The sequence below is a fragment of the Streptomyces sp. SID12488 genome (assembly GCF_010548275.1).
Lineage (GTDB): Bacteria > Actinomycetota > Actinomycetes > Streptomycetales > Streptomycetaceae > Streptomyces.
Window position 1 is genome coordinate 22,860 of the sequence record NZ_JAAGLT010000043.1, and the last position, 11,285, is coordinate 34,144.

The window sequence follows — 11,285 nt, forward strand, 5'->3', positions numbered from 1 at the left end:
GGAAACCGCGCCGGCGACACGGCCGGCGTGTTCCGGACTCCCACCGAGAACCCACGAGCGATCCATGGGCGCGGCTTCTGCCGCCTCCGACCGGAGGACGTACCGCCATGGACCGCGGAGGCGACTGGGTCAGCACCTCCATGCCCTATCTGGCGCCGCGGGCGAGCGGGCAGGGCGACGCCTGGAGCGAGGAAGCCGCCGCGAAGGGGCGCCGGGGCACACAGCGCATCGTCCACGCCGGGGAGGTGCCGGCGTCCGAGGAGGTCTCCGGGCTGCTCGGCGTCGCCGAGGGCGAGGCCGTGGTCGTACGGCGCCGGGTGATCGAACTCGACGATGAGCCCTGCGAGTTGACGGACAGCTACTACCCCGTCCACATCGCCGGAGGCACCGGGCTCGCCCGCGTCGCCAAGATCCCCGGCGGAGCCGTCACCCTGCTCGCACGTCTCGGCCACGTGGGCGTACGGGTACGCGAGGACGTGACGGCCGGGCTGCCCAGTGAGGCGGAGCAACAGGCGCTGCGCGTCGCCCCGGACACCCCCGTCCTAAGGCTGACCCGGCTCACCCTGGACGCCGAGGACCGCCCCCTCCAGGCCGACCTGATGACCATGCCCGCCCATCGCCAACGCCTGCGCTACGAACTGCGGATCGGATAGCGGGCGGGGATCGGCACCCTCAGGCCCACTCCACCTCGACCACCCGCGTCTCCACCCGCATCCCCCACGGCACGCGCCACTCCTCTACGCACACCGTCCAGTTCTCCTCCCGCCGCGCTCCCGGCCCGATCGGCGCCGGGAGCGGCACGGTCGACTCGATCGTCGCCCAGTCGATGCCGAGCAGGTCGATGATGTGCGTGCCGAAGGTGACCGTGCCCGAACGCACCGGTGAGCCACCGGTGTTGTGGAAGGCGAGCGTCACCTTCTCGCACCAGCGCTTGTCCGTGGCCTCGTGTACCGGCGCACCCGTGATCAGGTGAGCGGGACCGACGGGTGGCGACGGCGACGATGCCGTCGGCGTCGGTACCGGTGCCGCTGTTGGAATGGAGGTCGAGGTCGAGGTCGACGCCGAGGTAGGAGTCCGCGTGTGAGACGCCGAATTCGTGCTCGTACGAGCCGAGTTGGAGTTCTCCACCGGAACGGTCGGCGATCCGGGCACCGTTGCGGAGGTGCGCGGCCGACTCTCCTGCCCAGGGGGCGAGTTGGGCACCGCCGTCTCCGACTCGGGTCCCTCCAGCGGTACGAACGTCACCTCCCCGGTGGGAGCAACCGCCGTACCGCCGATCGCCGGTCGCTCGACCGGGACGTACGCCTCGTCGCGTCCGCCGCTGACCCCGCACGCCGCCAACAGCCCTGTGAGGGCGCAGATCACGACGGCCGCCGAGGTGGTCAGGGCGATGGCGCCCCGGCGGTCGTGCGTCGTATGCGTCGCGCGGGTCTGTCGAAGCATCGCGTCATCGTCGCTGATGCTCCGTCAGAAGTGAACCCTCAGGAGCCTCCAGCGACCCCACAACGAGCCCGCAGTGACCCCACACCGACCCCTCAGTCGGAGATCAGGCCCTCGCGGAGCTGGGACAGGGTTCGGGTCAGGAGGCGTGACACGTGCATCTGGGAGATGCCGACCTCCTCGCCGATCTGCGACTGGGTCATGTTGGCGAAGAAGCGCAGCATGATGATCCGGCGCTCACGGGGCGGGAGTTTGGCCAGCAGCGGCTTCAGGGACTCGCGGTACTCCACGCCCTCCAGCGCCGTGTCCTCGTAGCCGAGGCGGTCGGCCAGGGAACCCTCGCCGCCGTCGTCCTCCAGGGCCGGGGAGTCCAGGGACGAGGCCGTGTACGCGTTGCCGACCGCGAGGCCGTCGACCACGTCCTCCTCGGACACGCCCAGGACCACGGCGAGTTCGGGCACCGTGGGGGAGCGGTCCAGCTTCTGGGCGAGTTCGTCGCTGGCCTTGGTGAGGGCCAGGCGCAGTTCCTGCAGGCGGCGCGGCACACGCACCGACCACGACGTGTCGCGGAAGAAGCGCTTGATCTCGCCCACGACCGTCGGCATCGCGAACGTCGGGAACTCGACGCCGCGTTCGCAGTCGAAGCGGTCGATCGCCTTGATCAGGCCGATGGTGCCGACCTGGACGATGTCCTCCATCGGCTCGTTCCGGGAGCGGAAGCGGGCCGCCGCGTACCGGACGAGGGGGAGGTTCAGCTCGATGAGGGTGTCCCGGACGTACGCACGCTCGGGGCTGTTCTCGTCGAGGGCGGCGAGCCGCAGGAACAGGGAACGGGACAGCGTGCGGGTGTCGATGGCACCCGTGGCCGGTGGAGCGGGCGGGAGGGCCTGGGTGGCCGGGGCTGCCTCTGCCTCGACCTCCACTACGAGGGCCGGGACGTCGTGAAGCTCGGCGGGCGCCGACTCGCTCTTTGTGAGCGTGAGCACCTTGGAGCTGCCCTGGTCTGCGGACATGCCACCCCCTTTGGGTCGCGGACGGTCGCGGCGGACGTTCCGATCTGAGGAACGCAGCCTTCACCTGAATACCGGAGCCGGAGCCACGGCAAACGCTCTTCACGGAGAATGTCACATGTCGGCAACACGCTGTAGTTACATGTCGACATGTGGGACGCGAATCCGCCCTGGAAAAAGGGGGTCTGGCAGTTTTTAACCCTAGAAATGTCGGGAAGTACGTCACTGAGTGATTCGCTCTCCCAGGTGACGACTCGCTCCTGTATCCGGTTACGTCCCCGGCGACGCAACCGACCGCGCCCCGACCGCGCCCTCGGCTACGCCTCGACGCGGTTCGCGGAGCGCAGTCGCGCGAAGCTACGGGCCAGTAGCCGGGACACGTGCATCTGGGAGACGCCCAGTTCCGCGCTGATCTGCGACTGGGTGAGGTTGCTGTAGTAACGCAGCAGCAGGATGCGCTGTTCGCGTTCCGGGAGCTGGACCAGGAGATGGCGGACCAGGTCGCGGTGTTCCACGCCGTCCAGCGCGGGATCCTCGAAGCCGAGGCGGTCGACCAGACCCGGAAGTCCGTCGCCCTCCTGGGCGGCCTCCAGCGAGGTCGCGTGGTACGAGCGGCCGGCCTCGATGCAGGACAGCACGTCCTCCTCGCTGATCCGCAGATGCTCGGCGATCTCGCCGGTCGTCGGAATGCGCCCGAACGCCGTCGTCAGGTCCTCCGTCGCCCCGGTGACCTGCACCCACAGCTCGTGCAGTCGGCGCGGTACGTGGACGGTGCGGACGTTGTCCCTGAAGTACCGCTTGATCTCGCCGATGACGGTCGGCATCGCGAACGTCGGGAACTGCACACCCCGGTCCGGGTCGAACCGGTCGATGGCGTTGATCAGCCCGATGGTGCCGACCTGGACGACGTCCTCCATCGGCTCGTTGCGGGAGCGGAAGCGGGCGGCTGCGTAGCGCACGAGCGGGATGTTCGCCTCGATGAGCGCCCCCCGCACGCGGTTGTGCTCCGGCGTACCCGGCTCCATCATCTTGAGCTGGCCGAAGAGCACCTGGGTGAGGGCCCGGGTGTCAGCGCCTCGGCTCCGTTGGGGGGCGGGCTCCTGAGGTGCGGCTTCCTGGGCAGCGGCTTCTCGGGCAGTGGCTTCCTGGGGTGGCGCAGTACTGGCCGACACGGTCAAGGCCACCTCTTCATCGGTCAACTCATCGGTCAACTCATCCGTCAAAAGCGGTCATAGCATCACAAGACATGTGCACTGTGTGCAAGCACCCCATAACACCGTGTTGAGGGAGAGTTGGCCCATAAGACGTAAAAAACCCCACACCGTTCCGGTGCGGGGTCGTCGCCTGTGCGGCCGTACGGCTCAGAACTCGTAGTCGGCGATCACCCAGGTGGCGAACTCGCGCCACGGTCCGGCAGCCGCCTGATGGGCCGGGTGTTCCAGGTACCTGACCAGCGCGTCCTTGTCCTCGACCGCCGAGTTGATCGCGAAGTCGTAGGCGATGGGGCGGTCGGTGATGTTCCAGGCGCACTCCCAGAAGCGGAGTTCACCGATCTGGCCGGGCAGGGCACGGAAGGCCTCGACACCCGCCATGACCCGCGGTTCGTCGCGCTGGACGCCCTCGTTGAGCTTGAAGAGGACCAGATGGCGGATCACATGTACTCCCCGGCTGCTGCTTGGGCTGGCTGCTACTGGGCGCCGTCGGCGACCCAGGTCATGAAGTCGCCTATGGCGCTGGCCGCGTTCGAGATGCCTTCGAAGGCTATCTCGACGTACTCGGCCGCCCCTTTGGGGTCCGTGATGATCACGTACGCCACGAAGACCACGACCGCGTAGACGGCGATCTTCTTCGCATTCACCGCCACGGCGGCCTCCCCCTCGGACCCGACCAGACCGGACCGCACGACACCCGACAGATGTCGCACGAAGGGCCCCGCCGTCCGGCGAGGCCCTTCTACAGCGGTAGCGGAGGGATTTGAACCCTCGGTGACTTGCGCCACACTCGCTTTCGAGGCGAGCTCCTTCGGCCGCTCGGACACGCTACCGAGGGGAACCTTACAGCAAGCTGCGGCATGGTCCGAAATCCGTTTATCGGCGGCCCCCGCCGGTGAATCAGCGGTCGGTCGGCGGTCGGCGGTCGTGGCGGAAGAAGGTGGTGAGGAGGCCGGCACAGTCGTCCGCGAGGACGCCGCCGATCACCTCGGGGCGGTGGTTGAGCCGGCGGTCGCGTACGACGTCCCAGAGGGAGCCGGCCGCGCCCGCCTTCTCGTCGCGGGCGCCGTAGACGACCCGGTCGATCCGCGACTGCACGAGGGCGCCCGCGCACATCGTGCAGGGCTCCAGCGTCACGACGAGCGTGCAGCCGGACAGCCGCCACTCGCCGACCTCCGCCGCGGCCCGCCGGAGCGCGAGGACCTCCGCGTGCGCGGTCGGATCGCCCGTCGCCTCACGCTCGTTGTGGCCGGTCGCGAGCACCGTCGTACCGTCGGCGGCCAGCACGACGGCGCCGACGGGGACGTCACCGCCCAGGGCGGCCCGCCCGGCCTCGGCCAGGGCGAGCCGCATCGCGGCCCGCCACGGCTCACGTACGGGGTCGGGCGCCCCCTCGTCGATCAGGCCCTCTCGGCTCAGCGCACCGTCTCCAGGACCTCCGACGCCCCCAGGGCCTCGGCGATCGCGCTCAGCGCGTCGTCGGCGTCCAGGGCGCGCAGTTCCTTCTCGCCGACGCCGAGGTCGACGAGGATCACGGGGTCCCCCACGGGGCCGTGCGGCACCGCGTCGGCGGGGGCGATGGTCTCGTCGTCGTCGGCGGAGTCGGCGTCGGTGTCCGGATCGGCGTCCGACTCACCGTCCTCGGTGCCGTCGAGGTCGAGGACGAGGGCGTCGAGATCCGGTTCGTCGGCGTCCGGATCACGGCCGAGCAGCTCGGCCGTGAGCAGGATCTCACCGTACGAACTACGGGAAGCGGCGGCGGCGTCCGAGACGTAGATCCGGGGGTCGTCCTCGCCGTCGATGCGGACGACGCCGAACCAGGCGTCCTCCTGCTCGATGAGCACCAGCACCGTGTCGTCCTCGGGGGAGGCTTCACGGGCCAGTTCGGCCAGGTCCGACAGGGTTTCCACATCGTCGAGCTCTGTGTCGCTCGCTTCCCACCCGTCTTCGGTGCGCGCGAGCACTGCGGCGAAGTACACCGTGACTCTCCCACTGTTCCTAGGCGTGCCCGTTGGGGGTCCCCCCGGCGGAGGTTACGGGCGGGGAAGGCTGTTCGCCGAGCCCCACCACTCGGCATCGTGGCAGAAACGGAGCGTTCAGGGGACGTCTTCTGCACCCTGTGTCCGGCTCTTTTGATCGGTTGTCAGCTGAGCCCTTCAGCAGCGCTCGTGTTGCCGCCACCAGCGGATCGTAACCGGCTTCCGTCACCGCCCCGCACGGCTACCCCCTCAACGCGCGTACTACCAGCGGAACGTACGCATACGCATGGCGTGGCGAAGGCGCGCGACCTTGGCGCGGCGGGGCTGGACACGGTCGCGCAACTCGCGGGCCTCGGTCAGCTCGCGCAGGAAGACGGCCCGGCGCCGACGCCTCTCGGCCTCGGTCTCCGACGCCTTCCGGTCCCGGTCGGGTTCATGGTCAGGCATGGGCAGACACCCCCAATCCGTCCCTCCACCTTCCCTCCGTCGGGCGGTTTGATGCCAGCGGAAGGGTGAGGGGGAGTGAAGGTGCTGTACGGGGAAGCGGAACCGCTGTAAGGGGGCGGGGCCGCTCCGCGGGACCCCGGCTACTGTCCCGGCTACTGTTAGGGACATGCGTCTCCACGTCGTCGACCACCCTCTGGTCGCCCACAAGCTCACCACGCTGCGCGACCAGCGCACCGACTCCGCGACCTTCCGCCGTCTCGCCGACGAGCTGGTCACCCTGCTCGCCTACGAGGCCACGCGCGACGTGCGTACCGAACAGGTCGACATCACGACGCCGGTCGCCCCGACCACAGGCGTCAAGCTGTCCTACCCGCGCCCGCTGGTGGTGCCGATCCTGCGGGCCGGTCTCGGCATGCTGGACGGCATGGTCCGGCTGCTGCCGACCGCCGAGGTGGGCTTCATGGGCATGGTGCGCGACGAGGAGACGCTCCAGGCGTCCACGTACGCCACCCGCATGCCGGAGGACCTCTCCGGGCGCCAGGTGTACGTCCTCGACCCGATGCTCGCCACCGGCGGCACCCTGGTCGCCGCGATCCAGGAGCTGATCAAGCGCGGCGCCGACGATGTGACGGCCGTGGTCCTCCTCGCGGCCCCGGAGGGCGTCGAGGTGATGGAACGCGAGCTGGCGGGCGCCCCGGTCACCGTCGTGACGGCCTCGATCGACGAGCGCCTGAACGAGCACGGCTACATCGTCCCGGGCCTCGGGGACGCGGGCGACCGGCTGTACGGCGCGGCCGAGTAGCACCGGTACCAATACCAACAGGCAGTACGGAGTACGAGGCTCAGCAGCCCTTCTGGGTGCTGGAGGGCGTCGGCGCGGGACGGGCCAGTGCGGCCAGGGCCTGGTCGGCGTCCTTCTTGCTGGTCAGGGCCGTGAACTTGGTGCCGATGAGCAGGTCGACCTCGGTGGCCGAGGTGCGCGCGTCGGTCTGCACCTGGGCGCCCGCGAGCTGGGTGCCGAGCACGGGCAGGGCGGCCTGGACGGCCGACTTCGCGCCGAGCACCATCCCGGCTCCGGCGATCTTCTTGTCGTAGGCCTTGGGCGCGTTGCCGACGTCGCCGATGCGGAAGCCGCGCTTCTTCAGCTCGTCCGCCGCCTGCTTGGCCAGCCCGCTGCGGGGCGTGGCGTTCAGAACGTTGACGGTGATCCTGCCGGGCTTGGGCAGCGCTCTGGGCGCCGTCGGAGCGGTCGCCGTCGGGGTTGCCCTGGTGGCGCAGTCCGACTTCGGTCCTGCGGCCGTGGCCTTGCTGCCGCCGCCGGTGAAGACGTCGATGAGCTGCAAGGTACCCCAGCCGATCAGGCCGAGGGCGGCGACGGAGGCCACGAGTCCGAGTACGAACCTGCGGCGCCCCCGGGGTCGGCGCATCCGCGGGTACTTGTCCCCCGTGATGCGGTACTGGCCGCCCATTCCGGGGGGAGTCAGCATGCTCATGGGCGCAGCGTAGTGCGCCTGGGCACCGATGCCTACTAAATGATCATTGACCCGGCCGCAGTACTACCCGAAAGGGCCAATAAGCGTCGCGAGGACGGCCGTCAGGCCATCCATCGGTCCGCCTCGGTCTATCCGTCAGTCCATTTCGAGGACGCGGGCGTGCAGTACCTGGCGTTGCTGGAGGGCCGCCCGGACAGCGCGGTGCAGACCGTCCTCCAGATACAGGTCGCCCTGCCACTTCACGACATGCGCGAAGAGGTCGCCGTAGAACGTCGAGTCCTCGGCGAGCAGGGTTTCCAGGTCGAGCTGGCCCTTGGTCGTCACGAGCTGATCGAGGCGGACCGGGCGCGGCGCGACGTCCGCCCACTGCCGGGTGCTTTCCCGGCCGTGGTCGGGGTACGGCCGGCCGTTTCCGATGCGCTTGAAGATCACACGGAAAGCCTACCGGTCCAGACGTTCCGGGCGCAGCCATGGAGACGGAGTGCGACGCTGGAAAAGCTGTAGTAAAGCGGGTCAAACCGGAAGAGGGGTCCGACATGAGCGACAGCGAGACCGTGCCATCGGCCACCACGGCGGTCACCGCGAGGGCCATCACGGAGTCCTTGCCACCGGCAAACGCGCCCGCCTCACCACCCCCTGCGCCTGGGAGCGCTCCCGCGCTTCCCCGGCCCGCCCTGGAGATCGCCGCCGGATACGCCTTCACCGGCCCGGCGCTCGATCTGGGCGCCCTGCTGTGGGACGGGACGTGCCTCCCGGACGCCCAGATCCGCATCCCGCTCCCCATGCTCAACCGGCACGGTCTGGTCGCGGGGGCCACCGGCACCGGCAAGACCAAGACGCTCCAGCTGATCGCCGAACAGCTCAGCGCCCAAGGTGTGCCCGTTTTCCTGGCCGATGTGAAGGGTGACGTCTCCGGGATCTCCGCGCCGGGGACGATGAACGACAGGGTCGGGTCCCGTGCGGCCGAGGTGCACCAGAGGTGGGCGGCGACCGGCTTCCCCGCCGAGTTCTACGCCCTCGGGGGCCTCGGACACGGCATCCCGGTGCGGGCCACGATCACCAGTTTCGGCCCGGTGCTGCTGTCCAAGGTGCTCCAGCTCAATCAGACCCAGGAGCAGTCGCTCGGCCTGGTCTTCCACTACGCCGACCAGAAGGGGCTGGAGCTGCTCGACCTGAAGGACCTGCGGGCCGTCGTCGCCTTCCTCACCTCCGACGAGGGCAAGGAGGAACTGAAGGGCATCGGCGGACTCTCCACGGCCACGGCCGGGGTGATCCTGCGTTCCCTCACCGCCTTCGAGGCGCAGGGCATGGCGGACTTCTTCGGCGAACCGGAGTTCGACACGGCCGAGCTGCTGTGTACGGCGTCGGACGGCCGGGGCATGGTCTCGGTCCTCGAACTGCCCGCCGTACAGGACCGGCCGCAGCTGTTCTCCACCTTCCTGATGTGGCTGCTGGCCGACCTCTTCCACGACCTCCCGGAGGTCGGCGACTCCGACAAACCCAAGCTCGTCTTCTTCTTCGACGAGGCGCATCTGCTCTTCAACGACGCGTCGAAGGCCTTCCTCGACGCGATCACCCAGACCGTGCGCCTCATCCGCTCGAAGGGCGTGGGAATCTTCTTCGTGACGCAGACGCCGAAGGACGTCCCCGCCGATGTCCTCGCCCAGCTCGGCAACCGGGTCCAGCACGCGCTGCGCGCCTTCACCCCGGACGACCAGAAGGCCCTCAGGGCCACGGTGAAGACCTTCCCGAACTCGGCGTACGACCTGGAGGAACTGCTCACCGGCCTCGGAACGGGCGAGGCGGTGGTCACCGTCCTGAGCGAGAAGGGCGCCCCGACCCCGGTCGCCGCGACCCGTCTGCGCGCCCCCGAGTCCCTGATGGGCCCGGTCGACGCGGCGGTTCTCGACCAGGCGGTCAGGGACTCGCAGCTCTACGACCGTTACGCACAGGCTGTGGACAGGGAGTCGGCGTACGAGAAGCTGACGGCGGCGAAGCCGTCCGATGGAGCGGGTGGAGCGGGTGGAGCAAAGGGCCCGGACGAGATGAGGCCCGCGGGGCCAAAGGCGTCCGAGGAGCGAGGGGAGTCCAAGCCCAGGGAGGACCCTTCCATGGTGGAACAGGTGGTGGGCAGCGGGGTGTTCAAGTCCCTGGCCCGGTCCCTCGGCACCCAGATCGGCCGGGAGATCACCCGTTCCCTCTTCGGCACGGCCCGGCGGAGGCGGTAGCCACCGGGCACCGGGCCCCGTCGCCCGCTCGGCGCCTACTTGCCGGCGGCCTTCGCGGCCTTCGCCGCCGCCTTCATCTCCTGCTTGTGGGCCCGGACCTTCGTCAGGGACTCCGGGCCGGTGATGTCGGCGACGGAGCGGAAGGACTTCGCCTCGCCGTACGCGCCGGCCGCCTCGCGCCAGCCCTTGGGCCGGACACCGAGCTGTTTGCCGAGGAGGGCCAGGAAGATCTGGGCCTTCTGCTTGCCGAAGCCCGGCAGGTCGCTGAGGCGCTTCAGCAGCTCCTCGCCGGTCGCCGCGTCCCGCCAGACTCCCTCGGCGTCACCGTCGTAGTGCTCGACGAGGTACTGGCAGAGCTGCTGAACGCGCTTGGCCATCGAGCCCGGGTACCGGTGCACGGCAGGCTTGTCGGAGAGGAGCGCGGCGAAGGCCTCGGGGTCGTACGCCGCGATCTCGTGCGCGTCGAGATCGTCGGCGCCGAGGCGCTGGACGATGGTCGCCGGCCCCTTGAACGCCCACTCCATCGGAACCTGCTGGTCCAGCAGCATTCCGGTCAGCGCGGCGAGCGGACTGCGGCCGAGGAGCGCGTCGGCCTCGGGGTCCTGGGCGAGGTGGAGAGTGACGTCCATGGTTCGATCATGCCCCGATCGGGGCAGGGGTGCGCGGTTGTGCGCGGTCGTCGGCTACGGCTGCCAGTACCCGAGCCCGTGCACCCGCTGCTTCGGCAGCCCGGCCTCCTTGCGGAAGTAGCTGGTCAGGGAACGGGTCGTGACCGTGTCGCAGGCTGTCCAGACGTACGGGTCGGCGGTGTGCCGCAGGAGGTCCGGGAAGGCGGAGCGGACCTCGGAGACCAGGTGGGCGCCCGCGTCCCGGCGGGGCACCGGGCGGAGGTCGTGGCGGTCGGGGGTGATGCGGAAGGGGTAGCCGTCGATGCCGTGGTCCGACTCGAACCAGATCGTCGCCGGGGCCGAACCCAGCGTGTCCAGGAGGGAGTTGAGCGCTGGCAGCGATGCCGGGTCGCCGATCGCGAAGACGTGCGAGGGCTCCGGCTGGGGCCGCGTGAAGCCGGTTCCCTGGACCGTCGCCTCGATGGTGTCCCCGGGCTTCGCCGCCCGCGCCCAGTCGCTGGCGCATCCGTCGTGGAGCGCGAACTCGAGTCCGAACGTGCCGGTTTCGGGATCCGGGTCGACCAGGGTGTACGCCCGCTGGTGCGGCTTGCCCGCGTTGTCGAACCACAGCCGGACCCACATCGTGGGGTGGACGCCGGTGGCCGAAAGCATGCCCCCGTCGGTGAGCTGGAGGCGCCGGTAGTGCGGGGTGACGTCCTCGGCGTCCGTCACGGTGAACACGAAGTCCTTGCCCCGGAAGAGCTTGAGGACCGCGCCCTCCCAGCCGCGTCCCTGCGCCTGTCCTCGCGCCTGCCCCTGCGCCATGGTTTCTTCACCTCTCGCGTACGCTTCCCACACGGATTACTTAG

Annotated in this window: 15 protein-coding genes and 1 tRNA gene; 3 read left to right on the forward strand and 13 right to left on the reverse strand. The window is 69.7% G+C overall.

Annotation, left to right across the window (positions count from 1 at the left end; all coding sequences use genetic code 11):
• Positions 1 to 107 precede the first annotated feature (107 nt).
• On the forward strand, positions 108 to 653 hold the full coding sequence (locus G3I56_RS39070; protein WP_164417710.1) for a UTRA domain-containing protein: 546 nt from the start codon (positions 108 to 110) through the stop codon (positions 651 to 653).
• A 19-nt stretch (positions 654 to 672) separates the two neighbouring features.
• On the opposite strand, the gene G3I56_RS39075 is transcribed toward G3I56_RS39070, so the two are convergent.
• The 9 genes from G3I56_RS39075 to G3I56_RS39115 form a co-directional block, all read right to left on the reverse strand.
• Positions 673 to 1,443, reverse strand: coding sequence for a hypothetical protein (locus G3I56_RS39075; RefSeq protein ID WP_164417713.1), 771 nt, complete (start codon positions 1,441 to 1,443; stop codon positions 673 to 675).
• Between the two features lie 92 nt (positions 1,444 to 1,535).
• A complete protein-coding gene (locus G3I56_RS39080; RefSeq protein ID WP_164417715.1) occupies positions 1,536 to 2,453 on the reverse strand; it encodes an RNA polymerase sigma factor SigF in 918 nt (305 codons plus the stop codon).
• 314 nt (positions 2,454 to 2,767) lie between these two features.
• A complete protein-coding gene (locus G3I56_RS39085; protein WP_164417717.1) occupies positions 2,768 to 3,661 on the reverse strand; it encodes an RNA polymerase sigma factor SigF in 894 nt (297 codons plus the stop codon).
• 150 nt (positions 3,662 to 3,811) lie between these two features.
• Positions 3,812 to 4,105 (reverse strand): Dabb family protein, encoded by a 294-nt coding sequence (locus G3I56_RS39090; RefSeq protein ID WP_164417719.1) that lies wholly within the window; start codon positions 4,103 to 4,105, stop codon positions 3,812 to 3,814.
• Positions 4,106 to 4,137: 32 nt separating this feature from the next.
• Complete coding sequence (locus tag G3I56_RS39095; protein ID WP_343240184.1) at positions 4,138 to 4,314, reverse strand: hypothetical protein; 177 nt, start codon at positions 4,312 to 4,314, stop codon at positions 4,138 to 4,140.
• Positions 4,315 to 4,409: 95 nt separating this feature from the next.
• Positions 4,410 to 4,494, reverse strand: a tRNA-Ser gene (locus G3I56_RS39100).
• A 67-nt stretch (positions 4,495 to 4,561) separates the two neighbouring features.
• Positions 4,562 to 5,014, reverse strand: a complete 453-nt coding sequence (gene tadA / locus G3I56_RS39105) for a tRNA adenosine(34) deaminase TadA (RefSeq protein ID WP_164417721.1) — start codon at positions 5,012 to 5,014, stop codon at positions 4,562 to 4,564.
• 62 nt (positions 5,015 to 5,076) lie between these two features.
• A complete protein-coding gene (locus G3I56_RS39110; protein WP_164417723.1) occupies positions 5,077 to 5,640 on the reverse strand; it encodes a hypothetical protein in 564 nt (187 codons plus the stop codon).
• Positions 5,641 to 5,901: 261 nt separating this feature from the next.
• Entirely contained in the window at positions 5,902 to 6,087 is a 186-nt protein-coding gene (locus G3I56_RS39115; RefSeq protein ID WP_164417725.1) for a hypothetical protein, read from the reverse strand.
• 166 nt (positions 6,088 to 6,253) lie between these two features.
• Here G3I56_RS39115 and upp point away from each other — a divergent pair, with 166 nt between their 5' ends.
• Entirely contained in the window at positions 6,254 to 6,889 is a 636-nt protein-coding gene (gene upp, locus G3I56_RS39120; RefSeq protein WP_164417727.1) for a uracil phosphoribosyltransferase, read from the forward strand.
• Between the two features lie 40 nt (positions 6,890 to 6,929).
• Here the strand turns inward: upp and G3I56_RS39125 are convergent, their stop codons facing one another.
• Positions 6,930 to 7,580, reverse strand: coding sequence for a LytR C-terminal domain-containing protein (locus G3I56_RS39125; RefSeq protein WP_164417729.1), 651 nt, complete (start codon positions 7,578 to 7,580; stop codon positions 6,930 to 6,932).
• 135 nt (positions 7,581 to 7,715) lie between these two features.
• Positions 7,716 to 8,012, reverse strand: a complete 297-nt coding sequence (locus G3I56_RS39130) for a type II toxin-antitoxin system VapB family antitoxin (RefSeq protein WP_006377352.1) — start codon at positions 8,010 to 8,012, stop codon at positions 7,716 to 7,718.
• Between the two features lie 104 nt (positions 8,013 to 8,116).
• On the opposite strand from G3I56_RS39130, the gene G3I56_RS39135 reads away from it, so the two are divergent.
• The gene (locus G3I56_RS39135; RefSeq protein ID WP_164417731.1) at positions 8,117 to 9,808 is read left to right on the forward strand and encodes a helicase HerA-like domain-containing protein; all 1,692 of its coding nucleotides are present in this window, start codon (positions 8,117 to 8,119) and stop codon (positions 9,806 to 9,808) included.
• Positions 9,809 to 9,843: 35 nt separating this feature from the next.
• Here the strand turns inward: G3I56_RS39135 and G3I56_RS39140 are convergent, their stop codons facing one another.
• Positions 9,844 to 10,437 carry an HhH-GPD-type base excision DNA repair protein gene (locus tag G3I56_RS39140; protein WP_164417733.1) on the reverse strand — a complete coding sequence of 198 codons (594 nt, stop codon included), beginning with the start codon at positions 10,435 to 10,437 and terminating at the stop codon, positions 9,844 to 9,846.
• Positions 10,438 to 10,491: 54 nt separating this feature from the next.
• Positions 10,492 to 11,241, reverse strand: coding sequence for a siderophore-interacting protein (locus tag G3I56_RS39145; protein ID WP_164417735.1), 750 nt, complete (start codon positions 11,239 to 11,241; stop codon positions 10,492 to 10,494).
• Positions 11,242 to 11,285: the final 44 nt, after the last annotated feature.